The following is a 19,054-nucleotide window of genomic DNA, read 5'->3' as shown; positions in this document are numbered from 1 at the left end:
TCTCCTTTCTATTGCGTTCTCGCGATTATTCGTTAATCTCTTCTTCAACAGTTTCTTCTACTGTACCCTCTTCTGCTTTTTCTACAGTCTCTTCGCTTTCCACGAAAATATCCTCTGTAGCTTCTTTGGCTTTTTCAGTCGGTTCTTTGTCTTTTTGATCCATTTCTTCTATATGTCTAAATTTAATAGCATTTTCTTCATTTTCTTTTAAAGATATTTCTTTTTTCTCTTTATCTAAAAGTTTTACATCCAAAGACAATGCCTGTAATTCTTTTATAAGAACTTTGAAAGATTCTGGTATGCCAGGCTCTGAAATATTTTCATTCTTAACAATAGATTCGTACGTCTTCACTCGACCTACAATATCATCGGATTTTACAGTCAATATTTCTTGAAGGGTATGAGCGGCACCATATGCTTCTAATGCCCATACCTCCATCTCTCCGAATCTTTGTCCTCCGAACTGCGCTTTTCCTCCTAGAGGCTGCTGCGTTACAAGAGAATAAGGTCCGATGGAACGAGCATGGATTTTTTCATCTACCATGTGGTGAAGTTTAAGCATATACATATAGCCGACAGTAACAGGATTATCGAATTCTTCCCCTGTTCTTCCGTCTCTTAACCAAATTTTACCTGTTTCAGGATAGCCTGCTTCTTTTAAAGCATCCACGATATCCCAGTCGCTTGCTCCGTCGAATACCGGAGTCGCAACTTTCCAGTCTAATTTGCTTGCTGCAAGTCCTAAATGCACCTCTAGGATCTGTCCCAAGTTCATTCGGGAAGGTACCCCTAGCGGGTTCAATACAACTTGAACAGGTGTACCGTCTGGAAGATAAGGCATATCTTCCATAGGAAGGATTCTTGAAACGACACCTTTGTTTCCGTGTCGTCCGCACATCTTATCTCCTACCATGATCTTTCTTTTCGCTGCAACATACACACGGACAACCTGGTTTACACCTGGAGACAATTCATCTCCATTCGCACGGCTGTAAGTTTTAACGTCGACAACAAGACCTGTTTCTCCATGGGGAACTCTCAAAGAAGTATCTCTTACTTCTCTTGCTTTTTCTCCAAAGATTGCTCTCAAAAGTCTTTCTTCTGCAGAAAGTTCTGTTTCTCCTTTTGGAGTTACTTTTCCTACAAGAATATCTCCGCTTGTAACTTCAGCACCCACACGGATAATTCCTCTGTCGTCAAGATCTTTTCTCATCTCTTCGCTGACATTTGGAATATCTTTTGTGATTTCTTCCGGTCCAAGTTTTGTTTCTCTTGCTTCGCTTTCGTGCTCTTCTATATGAACAGATGTTAATACATCGTCGATAACAAGTTTTTCATTTAATAAAATCGCATCCTCGTAGTTGTAACCCTCCCATGTCATGAAGGCAACAAGAAGATTTTTCCCAAGAGCGATTTCTCCGTCGTTTGTACTAGGACCATCTGCAAGAATCTGATTCTCGTGAACATGATCTCCTATTCTTACGATCGGACGCTGGTTAAATGTAGTTCCTTGGTTGGAACGCTTGAATTTTAACACTTTATATCTATGAATTTTTCTATCCTCGTCTGCTGTAACCTGAATTTCGTTTCCGGAAACTTTTGTAACAGTACCTTCCACTCTGGATTTAACCACAACTCCCGAGTCTAATGCAGCTTTATGTTCTACTCCTGTTCCGATGATAGGCGCTTCTGTCTTAAGAAGAGGAACCGCCTGACGCTGCATGTTCGAACCCATCAAGGCACGAGTCGCATCGTCGTTTTCAAGGAATGGAATCATCGCTGTACCAACAGAAACAATCTGCTGCGGGCTAACGTCCATATAGTCTATTTTTTCTCTAGGATAAATATCATTTTCTCCATAGAAACCGCGGCCTGATACTTTTTCATTTATAAATCTGGAATTTTCATCTAAAGGTTCGTTGGCTTGAGCGATAATATAATGATCCTCTACATCTGCAGTAAGATATTCCATAGTATCTGTTACAATACCTGTTTCCTTGTCCACCTTTCTATAAGGGGTCTCTAAGAAACCATATGAATTAATACGTGCATATGTGGTCATAGAAGTAATCAAACCGATATTCGGTCCTTCCGGAGTCTCTATCGGACAGATTCTTCCGTAGTGAGAATCATGAACGTCTCTTACTTCGGCGCCGGCACGGTCTCTGGAAAGACCGCCAGGTCCTAAGGCTGACATTCTTCTTTTATGAGTAAGCTCTGCAAGGGGATTCATCTGATCCATGAACTGGGACAACTGTGATGAACCGAAGAATTCTTTTATAGAAGCCACTACAGGGCGGACATTGATTAATCCTTGCGGAGTCGCAAGATCTAAATCTTGAGTCGACATTCTTTCTCTGACAACTCTTTCCATACGGGATAAACCGATACGGAACTGATTTTGAAGAAGTTCTCCAACAGAACGCACTCTTCTGTTTCCTAAATGGTCGATATCATCTACCGTTCCAATTCCTTGGAACAGATTGAATTGATAGCTGACAGTTGCTAGGATATCAGAGTGGGTAATATGAATCGGCGACAACTCTTTTTGTCTCTCGATCATCGCTTTTTTGATGTCTTCCGGTGTATCGAACTCATCTAAAATTTCTGCCATTACCGGATAGTAGATTTTTTGAGATAAATTCAGATCTGAAGTATCAAATTCCAAATCAAAAGCTTCGATATCTACAAAATGATTTCCGATGACTCGTGCAGTCTGGCCTTCCAGCATAACATCCACGCGGTTGATACCGGCATTTTCGATTTCAATAGCTTTCTCTAGATCTATAGATTCACCAGCCGTAACAAGAATCTCTCCAGTATCTTCATTGATAATATCGGATTTTGAAGTCGTGTTTGTAATACGGTCTCTTAGGGCTAATTTTTTATTGAATTTATAACGGCCTACTTTTGCTAAATCATATCGTCGGCTGTCGAAAAATAAATTATTTATTAATGGCTCTGCACTTTCTAGGGCAGCAGGATCTCCTGGTTTCAGTTTTTTATAAATTTCTATCAAGGCTTCTTCTTGTGTTTTCGAAACTTCTTTTTCAAGAGTAACGCGCACTTCCGGTGTATCGCCTAAAGCCTCCAAGATCTCCTCATCGGAGTTGAAAATAAGTGCTCGAACTAAAGTTGTTACCGGCAGTTTTCGAGTTTTATCGATACGTACGTTGATAACATTATTTGCATCTGTACTGTATTCCAGCCAAGCTCCTCTGTTTGGGATTACTGTAGATGAAAAAATTCTGTTTCCAGATTTGTCTATTTCATCTGCATAGTATACACCCGGACTACGAACTAATTGACTGACAATAACTCTTTCTGCTCCATTTATAATAAAAGTACCGGATTCCGTCATAAGAGGCATATCTCCCATGAACACTTCCTGTTCTTTTACTTCTCCCGTTTCTTTATTAATAAGTCGAACCTTCACCTTAAGCGGACAAGAATAGTTTGTATCTCTATCCTTTGCCTCTTGTTCCGAATATTTAGGTGTGTCTTCCATATAGTAATCTACAAATTCCAGTACAAGGCTTCCTGCGTAATCTGAAATGGGACTAATATCATTAAAGCATTCACGTATTCCCTCATCAATAAACCAGCGATAACTATCTGTTTGGACAGCAATCAAGTTCGGCAGCCCTAATACATTCTGAATCCTGGAGAAGCTGACTCTCTCCGTAATTCCATACTTTTCAGTATGCATCAACCATTCACCCCTCTTTAATTTCCAAGCTTTAAAGATTTACATTTCCATCAAAATAGAGAATAATTGCGTACTTCTCCATTCTTGTCTATTATAGCATTTTACCATTCTATCAAAATCCCGATAGCCTGTCAATATTTTACTTCCATTTTATTTTCAAGACAGGAAAAAACCTCTCAATATATAAGAGGTTTCCATCATCACAAAATCCAAAGGATTTACATATTCATACTGTTTTTTTCTTTCTGAAACTCTAGCGCTAATTCTTGATTTTTATCTTTTTTGTCAGTTTATTTATTTGAGAGAGAGGCTTGAACTTCCAGCCCTGAGGGAGGATAAAGAGCGTTGCGATTCGCCCTCATCCCCTCCCCCAGACCCCCTCCTTTTACACCCCCAACGCTTAAAAGCAGGGGAGTCTTTTGCAATAATAAATTACATTTTTATAAAAGTAAAACATCTGAAGAATTGTCTTTATCAAATGTAGAAAATAAATATCCTTTTTATTTTCGTCTTCAACTCCACTCTTTCACACTTCACTCTATATTTCTTCGTCTTTCCTAATCTGTATTCTCAACGCTTCGATAGCCGTTTGGATTGCTTGATCCGTATCTTCTGCTGTTGATGTTTGAAGACCTTTTTCAGCGAGCTCCTGATTGTTGACACAAAGGAAAACTGCAGCAGCCCTTGCGCCAAGATAGGAAGAAACTACAAACAATGCCGCCGACTCCATTTCCGATGCCAGCACACCGCATCTTTTCCATGCTTCCCAATAATTTTCTAGTTGATAGGACACTGGTTTGGATGACGGATCGTGCTGTCCGTAGAAAGAATCTTTGCAGTACACAACGCCTAAATGATATTTCCGTTTGCTTTCTTTGCAGGCCTCCACTAAGGACTGAGTCAAATTGAAATCGGATACCGCCGGAAACTCAATGGGAGCATACTCGCGAGTCGTTCCTTCCATTCGAACTGATCCGGAAGCAATCACAATATCGCCTGCTTCTACTTCCGGCTGCATTCCGCCGCATGTCCCTACCCGTATGAAGGTATCTGCACCGATTTTGTACAACTCCTCTACAGCAATCGCTGCAGAAGGACCTCCGATACCCGTAGAAGTGACAGAGACTTTCTCTCCCTCAAGATAGCCTGTATACGTGATATATTCTCTGTTGTCTGCACAAAGGACCGGATCATCAAAATAAGCAGCGATTTTTTCGCATCTTTTCGGATCCCCGGGAAGAATCACATATCTCCCCGCTTCTCCTTTTTCAAGCCCGATATGATATTGTTTGTTTCCTAATAAATTATCAGCCATAAAGACTCCTTACTGGAATATTTTTTCGATATTGTATTTATTATTGTCATCGATTGAAGCGTTCCCGCCTAATATATACACCCTGTCAGGACTTGCAGTTTTTAAATAGCTGCTGATACTTTCTGAAACACTTCCTTTTTTCACTAACTGAATTGCCGAAGATTCAGATCCTGCCTTTGGACTGATGGTAAGAGCATCTGCCCCTCTTAGTCCATTCGCTAAATAAACAGTTCGGGCATTTGGATAATAGGCTCTATTGACAACAGCTGACGTTTCAAAACGGTCTGTGCCTTGGTGAACCTCAACCGTTATACCGCTTTCTTCCAACTCTTTAATGATATCGCTGGAAACTGCAGCATTTCCACCGATTATAACAACTTTTTTGATTCCATTCTCAGTAATAAAGCTGCTGCTTGCATTATGAAGCGTACTTTTGTCTGTTAACAAAATAGGGATTCCTGATTTTGTCGCTTGAGACGAGATACTTAAAGCATCAGCACCATTCATTCCATTTACAAGGAATATTTCTTCTGATTCTTTTTGATCGAAAATTCTTTCTGCGATAATTCTATTGGTATCAAATCGGTTTTCGCCGCCTAGTCGAAGAGGTGTTATCGCCGTACCTAATTCCAATCCCTTCTCAACCTCTTTCGATACTGCCCCTTCGCCGCCAATAATCACAATCTTTTTCGCTTTTAATCTTTTAATCTCAGCTATGGCAGCCGGTGTCGCTCTGTCATCTACTAGAAGCAGAGGTCCTTCTCCTTCTGTTTTTGTTAAAGGACCCATGGCTAAACCGTCAGAAAAACGAAAACCATTTGCAATATAGACAACATCCGCTGTTTCATAGAAACGGTTTGAAATCTTTAACGAAGTTTCAATTCTGTCTTTTCCTTGAATTCGTTCAATCGGAATCGAAGTTTCAAGAGAAAGTTTCGCTTTTTCAACTGCTTTATACGCATTTACCAAGCCGTATCCGTAGGCCATATTCGGAGTAGAATTAAAATCTGCATCTGTCAAAGGAGTTGCCGTTTCTATTAATATTCTTCGAATTTGTGTATTGCTTAAATTTTTATTTACAGACTTCATTAAAGCTACAACTCCGGCAACATGAGGAGCGGCTATAGAAGTGCCGGTCCAGTTGGAATAGCCTCCTGCTTTGTTTGTAGTATAGACAAACTTCCCAGGCGCTACCACTTCCGGCTTAATCACTGTTGCTGTAGGATCAAACACTGAAGGACCTCTTTTAGAGAAGTTCCCGATAATTTTATTGGAGTCTACTGCTCCTACTGCAAAGGCATCTAATAGACTTGCTGGATTTTCTATAGAAGCTTTTTCAGCAAGACCTTTTTCATTTCCAGCTGCAAATACAGGGAAAATTCCTGCTGCCAACCATGCATCTAAAAGATTATTGAACCATTTCTCATCCGTGGATTTTCCGCCCCATGAATTATTAATAACATCCGGCGCTTTGCTCACATCACCGTCTGGAGCAAGCATCCACTCTCCCGCTTTTATTAAGTTCGTATTCAGAGAAAACTCCGTAGAGAAAGCTCTCGCCGCGATCCACTTGCTGCCTGGAGCAACGCCTACGGACGTACCGCTCTTGTCTCCGCCTACCGCGATTCCTGTAATCGCTGTACCGTGGCCAAGTTCATCTACAGGCATTTTTCTGTTAGCTACAAAATCTTCCCAATGGCCTTCTGTAGTGATTTCTTTTGTTTCGCTGTTATATCCTCTGAAACTTTCTTTTAGGTCTGGATGATCGATAAAAGCGCCGCTGTCGATAAATCCTATCGTAACACCTTCCCCCTTTGTACCAAAGGCTTCCCATGTTTTCTTAACATCCGTCGCATCTAAATTCCACTCTTTTCCTGCACCGGCGGATTGTGACCCCCTTGTTTCTTGGGTATCGTTTAAGCTGATCTGCTCGATATTATTAAAACGATCTAAATCTTCTATTACATCTATTCTTGCAATGGTGCGAATCGTATTCGTACTATAATAAGATTCTAACAAATCTACCTGCTTCGTAGACTGTCCGTCTCTAAGATAGCTCAAGACTTCTTCTTGGGATTGATCTGCATTGTTTTTTAGATTCTGTATAATTGCTTTTCTTTTTCGAACAACTTCATCCTTGGAATCTGTGGGAAGTACCTGCTCCGTATTATAGATCTCGTCCTCCATTTGGATCAGTACATCTATGTACCCTTTTTCATCAAATTTTTCTTGAACCTCTTGAGTGAATACTTCATCCTTGGCAAAAGAATTCACCGGGACTAAAGTAAGCAATAATGAAAAGGCCATAATCAAACTAACAATTCTTTTCATTTATCCTTCTCTCCTTAAATATTCTAGTAGCTAGACTGAATCCTGCCAGTCTTTATTTTTATAAACATTATTTCGAAAAGCTTTATTCCTCTTGAGATTTAGCCTTGAAAACGTCTCCAAATAATGATTTCTCAACTTCTATCATACCTTGTTTTGCCAAATCATTCAATAGAATACTTAAATTTTTTGATGAATATACTTCATCATCCCGCTCTTGGATTTCCCTGCCCAAAGAGTCCAGATCAAAGGAATTGATCGGAAGATACTTTTGTATCATTTCATAAAAACCGCTGCTGTTGGCTTTTGATTTGTTGTTTAATTCTAAGAAAGGATTCTCTTTGTGGGGAGTATTGGTATGAGCTGCCCTTATCCTTACAGAGACGGTTCTTCCCACTGCAGATTCTGATAAAAACACATCTCCTGTTTTTAAATATGGCAGCCGTTTTGATTCTTCCGGACTCAAATCCGTCTCTTCCCGAATGGTGTCAATATCCGTCGCTCTTGTCGTTCTAAAAATCAACTTCGTATTCAGCTGCGCCGTAATAGTACTGTCTAGAAGCGATGGCCTTTGTGTTGCCAAAATCAGGAATACACCGTACTTTCTTCCCTCTTGTGCGATTTCCCGAAGGACATATTTGCTGGGGATTTCCCGCATGCCGTCTTTCGACTGAGGAGCAAAATTATGGGCCTCGTCTGTTACCACAATAAAAGGAGGGAAATACTCTCCGCTCTCATTATTGATCATCTGATCTCTGTAGTTTCTCCTTTTGTCATAAAACAAATTCATCAAATAGGTAGAGAATACCTGAATAATCTTAATGCTTCCCTGAAGAACAACGAGCTTTCTAGAAAGAAGTGCTCTTTCGCAGTCTTCGGTGTTCTGATTGAAGATGCCAAGATTTTCTAGTTTATTAAACCTCCAGTAAACCCCCATAACGGAAGAGGCCGGACATTTGTCGTTGTATTTTTTGTATACTTCTAAAACTCTTTCATAATTCTCTCTTTCTTCTTTTTCTGCAGCATCGATAATCCGGTCTTGGATTTTAGCCTCCTGCCCCAGTTCCTGCCCGGCCCTTAAGTCTTCGATTCTCTGGCGGAAGGTATACAGGGAGTCTTTCGGGCGATGAAGATTTTCCACTACATTTTCCATAGCCTCTGTCAAGTGCGAACTGGTATTGAGCAGGTTTTTCAAGTCCTTTGTATTTATTTTTGAAAACTCGATTCCGATGTTTTTTCCTATCGTAAACTTTTCAAAAGAGTTTTCATAGTCTTCCCCATACCCCTCTAAAAATCTTTCGCTAAAATCCATCTCGTAGTGGGGATCTAGAACCAAAGTAGGGATTTCTTTTCTCATCAATTCTTCCAACAGCACACGAAGACCAAAAGACTTTCCAGAACCCGATCCCCCGAAGATTCCGATATGGGGATACTCGTTCATTCCATAAAGATTTAGTAAATAAGGAACATCCTTTTGTTCTAATGTTTTTCCCTTTTGGAACGTCTTGCAGATATTTTTCCATTGATCTTCCATCGTAGCGGCTATCTCTTCTGTATTGCGAATAACACCTATAGTAAGGCCTGTATCTTTTGTACAGGATATAAAATAGGATTTTACTTCTTGAAAGTTTGGAATCCGGCAGACAGATCCCGTTTCGATAGGATAATTCCCCTCTTCCAAAAGCCGAACTTTTCCGATGTATACAGTATCCTTGTCTAAATCAAAACCCACCTCTCTTAAGTTTTCGATCATTCTCTGATCCGGCACCCCATGATTTTCATCCATAGGAATAAATCGATTATAAGTATGCGCCTCTACAATCTCCCCTAAAATATCTCCTTGATCCCTGTCCTCAATCATTAAAAACTCATTGATTCTAAATTTATATTCTTTTGATCCGATAAAAGCTTCCTGCTGATCGGTCATGCCGACAATTTTTATATCCAATTTTTATCTCCTAATAGATTCGTTTGCTTCTTTGAGAACGGAATAACTTTTCATAAAACTTCGGTTCCAAATACATCTGAAGCATTTCTTCAATCATTTTATTTGTAATACGGGATTCCCGATCTACATAATCCAGAAGAAGAGGTATACCCCGTCCGTTTTCATCTGTTAATGCCAAGATTAACGACAAAACACTCTCCATTTCCTCTTTCTGCTCTTCTAACAAATCCACCCCGATCACCGACGGATCTCTGCTGCTTCTCATAAAGGCTGAATACATCCCTCGGGTTTCTTTCCCTTCTTTCATGCCGTGTATTTCTATAGCTTCCTTGTAATCCAGCTGATTGAACAAGGCTTCTTTATCGTAAAAAGCGTTAAACTTCTCTCTTATATTTTCAGGGAGTTGCTCATATACAATAGAGGTTTTAATTTCTTCAATAACACCAGCCAAAACAATTCCTCTTTCTAAAACTATCTCTTTTAACTCTTCCCATAGCTCCGGCTGCAAAATGGCAAAACGAATCAAAGAACCGTCCATCAAAAGAACTGCCGGGGACTTCTCTTTCAAAGCCTCCAGCGTAACTTCTATTTCGATAGCCGCAAGCTTTGCTTCTTCTTTTTTCCTGCTCTCTTCCGTATTCGACGTCAAGGGCTGTTCAAGCAGTGGAATAAACACATCCGAAAGAGTATAATAGGATTCCATATCCGCTGTAGAAATACTAACACCTCTAAAAAGAGTAGCAAAATGAGGATAAGCTCCACCGTAGTGATTACTGCTGGCATCGGTGAAGAGAATCCCTCCATTTTCAGATATTCTTTTTAAAGAACTTTTCTTCATCTCTTCCACTTTGTACCTGAAACCGATCTGATCCAAAAGATGTCTCCAATCGGACTTCGATAATTTCATAAACTCTTTATAATAGTCTTCTAAAGCAGTATTCAGTTTTTGAATCTCTTCTATGATCTTTTTTTCCATGGAATCTCCAAACTTATTTCATAGACTTCATTTCTCTTTAAATTATACAGAGAACAGGCCTTTTTTACGCTTTCCTTTCGAGATAAACCTTCTTCCTGATACCCTTCTAAAACTTTTCGGATATCAATCTCTTCTGACTCTATTTTTGCACCCTCAAGAACAAGAACAAATTCCCCCTTTAAAGTCTCTTTATGTTCTATCCTTTCCAAGACCTCTTTTACACTTCCCCGAATTACCTCTTCGTGCAGTTTCGTGAGCTCTCTGCATAGAGCGATTTTCCTATCTGGAAAATAATCAGAAAGGAGCTTCAAACTCTGTTTGATTCTATGGACAGATTCATACAGAATCCCTGTGTGTTCTAGTTTAGATAATAGTTCTATAAACTCTTTCTGTTCCTTGGCACTGCGGGGGATAAATCCAAGATAAGTAAACACAGACGTATCCATACCAGAAAGGATCAGTGCAGTAATCGAAGCAGTTGCCCCTGGAAGAACTTCCAAGTCCACACCTGACTCCACTGCTTTTTCTACCATAATCTGCCCCGGATCGTTTATCCCGGGCATCCCTGCGTCGCTGACGAGTGCAATATTTTTTCCATTCATCAGTTCCTCTATAAAAAAATCAGACCGGAACTCTTCATTATGTTTATGATAAGAAATCATTTTATTTTCTATCTCGAAATATTTTAAAAGCCTTCCTGTATGTCTCGTATCTTCGCAGGCTATAAAATCCGCTTCCTTTAATATTCGTATCGCTCTTAGCGTTATATCTTCCATATTCCCTATGGGAGTTGGAACGATGTATAATTTTCCCTTATTCATAAAAAGCTTTAACCTCATCTCTGTATTCTCGGCCTTCATAAACTGCAAAAGGCTCTTTTACAACGAACCCCTCTTTTCCACCCTTTACAAATTTTAAGAGTACCATTTTGCTTTCTTCTCCGCTGCGGGAAGGAACGGGGACCATTTCCTTTGGCTCTATCTTATATTTTCTTCCATAATAAAACAAATCCACTAAACGGTGAGGCCGGTGAATCATATATAGAACCCCTCCCTCTTTCATATACTTCTTTGCAAAGATAAAAATATCCTCTGCAGTCATTTCTATTTCATAACGGGATACATAATCCTGTTTCAATTTATTTTCCAACCCGGAACCTTTTTTATAATAGGGCGGATTCGTTACGATATAATCCAGTTCATCTTGTTCTAATGAAAAATCCTTTATATTTTTAACCACGGGAATCACTTTCTTCTCAAGTCCATTTTCCATAACCGACTTTTCAAAGAGGCGGATATTCTCTTCTTGTATCTCCACTCCATATACTTTTGACAATTCATAGAGATAAGAACATCTCATAGAAATAAAACCTGTACCTGCTCCTATTTCTGCCATTACCTTTCCTCTTTTCATCTTCGCATATTCTGAAAGAAAAACAGCATCAATACCAAAGGAAAATCCATCCTCCTCCGCATAAATCGAATAAGGCGTTCTTGGAATATATAATCTTTTCATAATAACCCTCCCTGTTTATTATAGCAAAAACATTCTATTCTCCTTTCTTAAACCTATCGCCTATAACATATATCTATATTTAATTTTTTAGTAATTTATGATACTATTATCATAAGATCATAAAGGAGGTCATTATGTACGATGTAATAATTATAGGATCTGGTGTGGCTGGATTAACAGCTGCTATTTATGCAAGAAGCCGATCTTTAAAAACAGCTGTATTTGAAAAAGAAGAAAACGTTGGAGGCATAATCCGCGGCGTTTCATTTGTGACACATTATCCTGGCGTAAGTTATAACGAGCGCGGTGATGAATTCGTTTCTAAAATTGAAGATCAAACTCGGGATGCAGGCGCAGAAATTATCCATGAAGAAGTAACAAAAGTTGATTTAAACGCTGATCCGAAAGTTGTTTATACAAACAACGGCAAATACGAAGCAAAAAAAATTGTTATAGCAAATGGCACTACTCCAAGAAAATTAGATTGTCATAGCGAAGACAATGATACTCTTATCAGCTACGATGCTTTCGCAGATTCTTCTAAAGCTTTTGGAAAAGAAGTATTTATCGTTGGCGGTTCTGACGGTGCTGTAAAAGAAAGTATTTTCCTAGCTTCTTTAGCCAATAAAGTTCATATCACTCATCAAGGAGAAGCGTTAACAGCAATCGAAGCTTTCCAAAATGAAGTTAACTCTAAAAACAATATCGAAGTTCATTTAAATACACGAATCGATTCCATTTCTGGAGAATCAGGAAATGTTACTGTCAAGCTTCGTGATGTAAAAACTGACGAAATTACAGAAGTTTCAGGCGATCATTATGTATTCGCATACATAGGCGGCGTTCCTAATACGGATTTATACGAAGGTCTTGATTTAACGGATAAAGGCTATATCGTAATTGATAAAAACATGAAAACAAATATCGACGGTGTTTACGCTGCTGGGGATATTGTAGATAACGATGTGCGTCAAATTTCTACTGCAGCGAGCGAAGGAACTATAGCTGCAATTCGTATCGCAGATGAACTTAAAAACGCATAATTTATAATAATATTTATTTCCTAACACAAAAGATCCGGCTAAAACCGGATCTTTTTATTGATTATAATTAAAAAGACCTCTATATCTTACTTATGATATAATTATACTTCCTGATAAATTAAATATACGGAGGTGTTGATATGTCTTTTAGCTCCTTAAGCTTCTTGTTCATATTCCTGCCTGTAGCACTTATCCTATATCTCATCACTCCGAAGAGATTTAAAAACCTTGTTCTTCTTGCGGAAAGTTTTCTTTTCTATCTTTGGGGAAACGGGAAAATGGTTATCTTGCTATGGGCTACCATATTAATAAACTACATAATCGGCTTGGGTATCGAGAAATCAAAAAACCACGCGAAAAAACTGCTTTGGATCGGAGTTATTACAAATATACTGATTCTCTGCTTTCATAAATATTATTTTTACATAGTTGATTTTTTCAACACAAATTTTGATGCGGGAATGGCGATCCCAGACGGATCTCTGCCTCTAGGTATCTCTTTCTTTATCTTTCAAGAGATCTCTTATTTAGTGGATGTTTATAAAAAGGATGCCCCTGCAAACAAAAACTTCTTGGAACTCAGCACTCATATATTTATGTATCCGAAAATCACCCAAGGACCTATTGTAAAATATAAAGACATCTATCAGCAGCTTTCCAGCCGTACTCTTTATTTCGAAAATATATATCTGGGACTTCGGCGATTTACATTAGGCTTATCCAAAAAAGTTCTTTTGGCAGATACTATCGGCGAAAAAACAGATATGATATTCGCCCAGGTTTCAACCGGTCTGGATACTCCTACCGCATGGCTTGGCATGTTATGCTACAGCCTTCAGCTGTTTTTCGACTTTTCCGGATATTCGGATATGGCAATCGGGATTGCTCAAATTATGGGTTTCCGATTTAAAGAAAACTTCAACTATCCCTATATTGCAAAGGACATCTCAGATTTCTGGAGTCGTTGGCATATTTCTCTGTCTATGTTCTTCCGAGAATATATTTATTTTCCTTTAGGGGGAAACAGAAAGGGAGAGGTCAGGACTTACTTAAATCAATTCGTCGTCTTCTTTATCACAGGGATATGGCATGGAGAAACACTGAACTTTTTAGTGTGGGGAATCTATCACTGGTTCTTTTCAGTCCTTGGAAAGTTCATGAAAAGATTCGACTGGTATATAAAAACACCGGATATTTTTAAAAGGATATTTACATTCCTGGTAGTGGCCATAGGTTTCGTAATCTTTCGAAGTGCAGATCTAGATCAAGCAATGCTTTATCTTTCCTATATGTTTAACAATGCATCGACGGCTGTTCCAGTTTTTGAATTTCCTTACTTTCTATCGAATGATTTGATATTTTACTTAATAATAGGCTGCATTTTTTCTACACCTATTATGCGAAAAATCCATCATCAATATAAAGACACAAAATGGTTTCCATGGATCTACGATATTGGTCTGCTCTTATTCTTTATGCTTTCGATTCTGTTTTTAGTCAGCGGAAGCTACAGCCCCTTTATCTATTTCCAATTTTAGGAGAGAACAATGAGAAAAAAAATATTTATAGGTATTTTATTGATTATCATCTTGATCCCTATAGTTAATCTGAATACAGAAGAAAATCAAGTCTCTACAATAGATAACCGCACCCTTACCGATCTCTTTCCGGAAGATACAACTTCTCAAAAACAAAACCTCGATTTCCATCTTATGAGCATGCAGTTTGAAGATTATCTTTCGGATCGAATCGGTTTTCGCGAAGAAATGCTGGGCATCTACGGCAACGGATACAATAGTATCTTTGGAGTATTAAAACACCCTTCCTATGAATACGGCAAGGAAAAAGAAGTTTTTTACAGCTACGCAGCTGAACCGGCAGATAAAGAATTTGTAGATAATTTCAACAATTTCATGGGTACGGTACAGCGCTATCTCGAAGTAAGAGGCATCGATTTTGTTTTTGCGGCAAATCCTTCTAAAAACGATATTTATCCGGAAAAACTCCCAGACTCCGTTCATACATCCTACGGAAACATGGAGTATCTTAGAACACTATTGCCCAACAATTTCTTTACCTCCATAGACAATGTCGAATATCTTCAAAACGTAGATGCACAAGAACGGATTTTCGACGAACAATATGATGTGGGACATTGGACCGATTATGGAGCGATACTCGGTATCAGCAATATGATCGAACCCATGCGGGAAAAACATCCGAACATCGGCAGTATTTCTTTCGAAGAATATCAAAAGGAAAAAATCGTTCAGGAATATCTGCCCAATTCTAAAATAAAAATCAACCAAGAAATCACAAAATACCATTCAAAAAACCCGCAGCATGTGAATCCGAAAGAATATCAAGCAGCGCTAAAAAATGAATTAAAACTTCATCCTACCCATAGCACCCTGCGTATCGACCAAAACCCGAACAATCCCGATGCACCCAGCCTTCTGATCTTTCGAGGCAGTTTTATGAATGGCAAAGAAGATTTCTATACGGACGACTTCTCCGAAGTCATAGGAATTCATAACTATGAAAATATATTCGATATCGACTATTATCTTAATCTTTTTAAACCGGATATCGTATTGTTTGAAGTAGCAGCCTCTGCCTTTAATGAAGGCTACTTCAACCCTAACGCTTTTTCGAGTGTTCATTTCAATCCAAAATACGAAAATTTATCTGGACTCTCTGAAGTTGAAGCGTCTCAAGAACTCCTTGATCAGATAAAAGTGAACATACAAAAGAAAGACATCTTAACCGATATCGCCATACAGTACCCAGAACAGTATAACTATCTTTATCTTGAAGCATCCGAAAGGATACACGATACCCATCCTTCAAATATCGGCAACGGCATCTTGTCCACATATTGTTCTGTTTACAACGATACTTTCAAAGATGTTAAACTCATACTAGTTGAAGAAAAAGACAAAACAAAAACAATCATCCCGCTAGATAAATTATTATAAAAAAAGAAGGCATTTCTACAACCGCCTTCTTTTTTGTTCCCATAACAACTCAATCCAATCCTCCCCTAGTAAAAAAGGACTGTTAACTCAGCAGATACCTCCCTCAATTCCCCTATCCATTCGGATAAAAACTCTATATTATAAATTCTCAATACCTAGTTTTCCCTTAAAAATAAGAAACCTGCTTCTTTCATATAAAATTTTTCTGCTATACTCTTTAAACTCACCTCTCTGAAGCCCTCTTTAAGTCAAGTATTTTGATTTGGCGCAGGTCAGCAAATAATATTAGCCATATGAAAAAACTCATTTAGAGAATGAGCTGCACCAGAGCTGCTAAAGTTTTCTTAGAAAACGCTATTTAGATCAAGCTCATGCCGCTCCTTTCCCAAAAACGGTGTTTCTACATTCTTGGCTAAAAACGATCGGCCCGCTTTCACTCTCCACACTCATTCTTTAAGCTCTTTCTCCATACGAATATGCATTACAGGCACAAAACCAGGCTCATAAGCCTCGCCTAGCGTTATATAACTTCTTTTTTCATAAAAAGGCAGTACTCCTGTCCTTGCCACTAGGACCACTTTTTTATAATGATTCCTCCTTGCATAATCTTCAAGCTCATCCATAATAGCATTGCCTACGCCCTTTCCTCTCATTTCTTCGGATACGGCCATATACTTAATCTCGATCTGCTCTTCATCTACAAATCCCATCACGCCTGCACCGACCATCTTCCCCTGATCATATAGACCTACAATCGGCGCTCCTTCTTTTTCAAAAGCCCGCTCTTCTTCATCCATATCACAGTTTAATGGACGTCTCAGCACATCCACCCGCAGCTTAACATTCTCTTCATATTCTTTCGTTCCATATTCTATATATTTTATCTCCATAAAAAACTCCTTTTATTATAAATTTTTCACTACTCAATATAACTAAATTCTAAACTCTTTTCAAAAAAAGGAAAGCAGCTTTCCACCGCTTCCCCGTTTATATTCTATTTCTTCTATTTTAAATTCCTATATCGTGCCGTATTTACCTCGTTATTTCTCCAAAAGAAACAAGTTCCATGTTTCAACCACAACTCCACTCTTTCACTCTCCCACTCTCACACTTTTTTTTAATCTCTTTTCTCCAAAACCATAGCCGTGCGGCTTGGAATATAAAGTGTAATTCCATGATAATTCGGGTTCATCTTCATGGGCTGGACAATATATTCGTAGTCATGAGAAATTCTTCCCCCAAATCCTCCGAACTCTTTTTGATCCGTATCGAGAACTACACGATAAGCACCTTCATCATGAGTTGGAAGTTCAAAACCTTCATAAGATTCAGTCGGATGGAAGTTGTAAAGGAAGATATAGCCTTTTTTACGAATGGCAACAAGCTTTCTCTCGTCATCTCTCCATAGAACTTCCGGCTCGCCGCCGCCCATAAGATCATTTTCTTTCATAAAATGAATCATGGCTTTGTCAAAATCGTTTAACCCTTTGTATCTTAAATACTCTTTGTCTGCAAGGGACCATTGTCTTCTGGAATGTTCGAAACTCCATCCGTTTCCTTCCCTTGGAAAATCGATCCATTCCGGATGTCCAAATTCGTTCCCCATAAAGTTCAGATACCCGTCGCAGCCCATAGAGATCGTGACGAGACGAATCATCTTCGATAGGGCGATGGCCCTGTCTACTACAATATTTTCGCCGAACACATTCATCTCCGTATACATATCTTTGTCGGCCATTCTAAAGATAATCGTCTTGTCTCCCACAAGTGCCTGATCGTGGGATTCCACATAACCGATTCTCTTTTCCCCTTCCCTTGTAGTAGAAAGCTCAAAATAGATTTCATGCATATTCCACTGATCGTCTCTTTTCTCTAAATTTCGTATCCAAAAATCAGGAACTCCCATGGCTAAGCGATAATCAAAGCCGATTCCTCCTTTTTCGATAGGAAGGCACATTCCCGGCATGCCGCTCATATCCTCCGCTATCGTTATCCCGTTCGGGTTGATTTCTTTCACGAGAGAACTTGCCAGCTGAAGATACGTCACAGCTTCTACATCCGTATTCATACTGAAGTATTTTTTATAACTGTCAAAATCCGTTCCCATACCATGATCTAGATACAGCATAGAGGTCACCCCGTCGAAACGAAATCCGTCAAAATGATATTCTTCCATCCAGTATTTTATATTCGATAATAGAAAATGAATCACTTCGTGTTTTCCATAGTTAAAAATCTTAGAATCCCATTGATCATGATTCCCCCGCTTTCCAGTGTGGAAAAACTGAAAATCCGTACCGTCAAACTCGTTGATTCCTTCGATTGTATTTTTAACAGAATGAGAGTGGACAATGTCCATTAACACAGTGATTCCCATAGCATGGGCTTTGTTGATCAGATATTTTAAATCATCCGGTGTTCCAAACCAAGAAGAAACGGCAAAGAAATTCGATACATGGTAACCGAAGGATGCATAATAGGGATGCTGCATAATCGCCATAATCTGTACCGTATTATATCCCTGTTCTTTAATCCGTATCAAAATATTATCCGCAAACTCCCGATACGTCCCGATCCCTCTTTTTTCCTGAGCCATACCGATATGGGTCTCATAGATAAATGGGGCTTCTCCCTTCAGCCCTTTAAACTCCTTGTCGCTCCATATAAACCGATTCGAAGGCTCCCAAATCTGTCCGCTGAAATCATTGGTCTGAGGGTTTTGTACAGCTCTTTTTATGTATAATGGAATTCTATCTTGAGATCTCCCTTGAAAAACAACCCGCACTTTCACCAAGTCCCCATGATGAAGTTCTTCCGGCTTCAATCGAATCTCCCAAGTATTAAAATCGATACGCTCTAAGTGATGGGATTCCCGATTCCAATGATTGAAATCCCCTATCAAGAAAAGAGCCTCTGCTGCCGGCGCCCATTCCCGATACACCCAGCCATCTTTATCTTTGTGAAAACCATAATATCTATGTCCGTTCGCAAAATCCTTTAATGAACCGTCTTCGACTAGTTCTTCTTTAACATCGTAAAATCTTTGATTCCTATAATCTAAATCACCTTTAAACTCCGCAAGCATCGGATCGAGCTCATAGATCTCCAGCGGGAAACGATTTTCAGCCATTGAACTACCTCCTATAATTTTTCCTTCTTTTATTATATATACCCGAAACCCAGTGTTTCCTCGAAGAATAGATAATTTACGTTGAATATTTTTTCTATTTATCTCTTTCGCA

At 39.0% G+C, this 19,054-nt stretch carries 12 protein-coding genes; 3 read left to right on the top strand and 9 right to left on the bottom strand.

The features are described 5' to 3' along the window. Nucleotides 1-25: 25 nt before the first annotated feature. The 7 genes from rpoB to ACTQ46_RS05765 form a co-directional block, all read right to left on the bottom strand. On the bottom strand, nucleotides 26-3,709 hold the full coding sequence (gene rpoB / locus ACTQ46_RS05795; protein ID WP_441747987.1) for a DNA-directed RNA polymerase subunit beta: 3,684 nt from the start codon (nucleotides 3,707-3,709) through the stop codon (nucleotides 26-28). A gap of 538 nt (nucleotides 3,710-4,247) precedes the next feature. Further along, a complete protein-coding gene (gene udp, locus ACTQ46_RS05790; RefSeq protein ID WP_441747985.1) occupies nucleotides 4,248-5,024 on the bottom strand; it encodes a uridine phosphorylase in 777 nt (258 codons plus the stop codon). A gap of 9 nt (nucleotides 5,025-5,033) precedes the next feature. After that, nucleotides 5,034-7,355, bottom strand: coding sequence for a S8 family serine peptidase (locus ACTQ46_RS05785; RefSeq protein WP_441747983.1), 2,322 nt, complete (start codon nucleotides 7,353-7,355; stop codon nucleotides 5,034-5,036). 82 nt (nucleotides 7,356-7,437) lie between these two features. Continuing rightward, nucleotides 7,438-9,300 carry an ATP-binding protein gene (locus ACTQ46_RS05780; RefSeq protein ID WP_441747981.1) on the bottom strand — a complete coding sequence of 621 codons (1,863 nt, stop codon included), beginning with the start codon at nucleotides 9,298-9,300 and terminating at the stop codon, nucleotides 7,438-7,440. Between the two features lie 10 nt (nucleotides 9,301-9,310). After that, nucleotides 9,311-10,276 carry a DNA double-strand break repair nuclease NurA gene (locus ACTQ46_RS05775; protein WP_441747979.1) on the bottom strand — a complete coding sequence of 322 codons (966 nt, stop codon included), beginning with the start codon at nucleotides 10,274-10,276 and terminating at the stop codon, nucleotides 9,311-9,313. Next, nucleotides 10,258-11,097, bottom strand: coding sequence for a 16S rRNA (cytidine(1402)-2'-O)-methyltransferase (gene rsmI / locus ACTQ46_RS05770; protein ID WP_441747977.1), 840 nt, complete (start codon nucleotides 11,095-11,097; stop codon nucleotides 10,258-10,260). The genes ACTQ46_RS05775 and rsmI overlap by 19 nt, the downstream gene beginning before the upstream one ends. Beyond that, nucleotides 11,090-11,791, bottom strand: coding sequence for a tRNA1(Val) (adenine(37)-N6)-methyltransferase (locus ACTQ46_RS05765; RefSeq protein WP_441747975.1), 702 nt, complete (start codon nucleotides 11,789-11,791; stop codon nucleotides 11,090-11,092). The genes rsmI and ACTQ46_RS05765 overlap by 8 nt, the downstream gene beginning before the upstream one ends. A gap of 116 nt (nucleotides 11,792-11,907) precedes the next feature. Here ACTQ46_RS05765 and ACTQ46_RS05760 point away from each other — a divergent pair, with 116 nt between their 5' ends. The 3 genes from ACTQ46_RS05760 to ACTQ46_RS05750 all read left to right on the top strand — a co-directional run bounded on the left by ACTQ46_RS05760 (nucleotide 11,908) and on the right by ACTQ46_RS05750 (nucleotide 15,812). After that, nucleotides 11,908-12,834 carry an NAD(P)/FAD-dependent oxidoreductase gene (locus ACTQ46_RS05760; RefSeq protein ID WP_441748043.1) on the top strand — a complete coding sequence of 309 codons (927 nt, stop codon included), beginning with the start codon at nucleotides 11,908-11,910 and terminating at the stop codon, nucleotides 12,832-12,834. Nucleotides 12,835-13,112: 278 nt separating this feature from the next. Then, a complete protein-coding gene (locus ACTQ46_RS05755) occupies nucleotides 13,113-14,372 on the top strand; it encodes an MBOAT family O-acyltransferase (RefSeq protein ID WP_441747973.1) in 1,260 nt (419 codons plus the stop codon). Nucleotides 14,373-14,381: 9 nt separating this feature from the next. Beyond that, complete coding sequence (locus ACTQ46_RS05750; protein WP_441747971.1) at nucleotides 14,382-15,812, top strand: alginate O-acetyltransferase AlgX-related protein; 1,431 nt, start codon at nucleotides 14,382-14,384, stop codon at nucleotides 15,810-15,812. A gap of 446 nt (nucleotides 15,813-16,258) precedes the next feature. Here ACTQ46_RS05750 and ACTQ46_RS05745 read toward each other — a convergent pair whose 3' ends face one another. Continuing rightward, nucleotides 16,259-16,702, bottom strand: coding sequence for a GNAT family N-acetyltransferase (locus tag ACTQ46_RS05745; RefSeq protein ID WP_441747969.1), 444 nt, complete (start codon nucleotides 16,700-16,702; stop codon nucleotides 16,259-16,261). 227 nt (nucleotides 16,703-16,929) lie between these two features. After that, on the bottom strand, nucleotides 16,930-18,942 hold the full coding sequence (locus ACTQ46_RS05740; RefSeq protein ID WP_441747967.1) for an alpha-amylase family glycosyl hydrolase: 2,013 nt from the start codon (nucleotides 18,940-18,942) through the stop codon (nucleotides 16,930-16,932). Nucleotides 18,943-19,054: the final 112 nt, after the last annotated feature.

This window comes from Gallicola sp. Sow4_E12 (assembly GCF_052116305.1).
Lineage (GTDB): Bacteria > Bacillota > Clostridia > Tissierellales > Peptoniphilaceae > JBQKLI01.
The sequence above is the reverse complement of the archived record's forward strand: the minus strand, read 5'-3'. Positions and strand labels throughout refer to the sequence as shown.

Bases quoted from the DNA above. Each gene is read 5' to 3' on its own strand.
- rpoB (WP_441747987.1), bottom strand. From the start codon at position 3,709: ATGCATACTGAAAAGTATGGAATTACGGAGAGAGTCAGCTTCTCCAGG.
- udp (WP_441747985.1), bottom strand. From the start codon at position 5,024: ATGGCTGATAATTTATTAGGAAACAAACAATATCATATCGGGCTTGAA.
- ACTQ46_RS05785 (WP_441747983.1), bottom strand. From the start codon at position 7,355: ATGAAAAGAATTGTTAGTTTGATTATGGCCTTTTCATTATTGCTTACT.
- ACTQ46_RS05775 (WP_441747979.1), bottom strand. From the start codon at position 10,276: ATGGAAAAAAAGATCATAGAAGAGATTCAAAAACTGAATACTGCTTTA.
- rsmI (WP_441747977.1), bottom strand. From the start codon at position 11,097: ATGAATAAGGGAAAATTATACATCGTTCCAACTCCCATAGGGAATATG.
- ACTQ46_RS05765 (WP_441747975.1), bottom strand. From the start codon at position 11,791: ATGAAAAGATTATATATTCCAAGAACGCCTTATTCGATTTATGCGGAG.
- ACTQ46_RS05755 (WP_441747973.1), top strand. From the start codon at position 13,113: ATGGTTATCTTGCTATGGGCTACCATATTAATAAACTACATAATCGGC.
- ACTQ46_RS05750 (WP_441747971.1), top strand. From the start codon at position 14,382: ATGAGAAAAAAAATATTTATAGGTATTTTATTGATTATCATCTTGATC.
- ACTQ46_RS05745 (WP_441747969.1), bottom strand. From the start codon at position 16,702: ATGGAGATAAAATATATAGAATATGGAACGAAAGAATATGAAGAGAAT.
- ACTQ46_RS05740 (WP_441747967.1), bottom strand. From the start codon at position 18,942: ATGGCTGAAAATCGTTTCCCGCTGGAGATCTATGAGCTCGATCCGATG.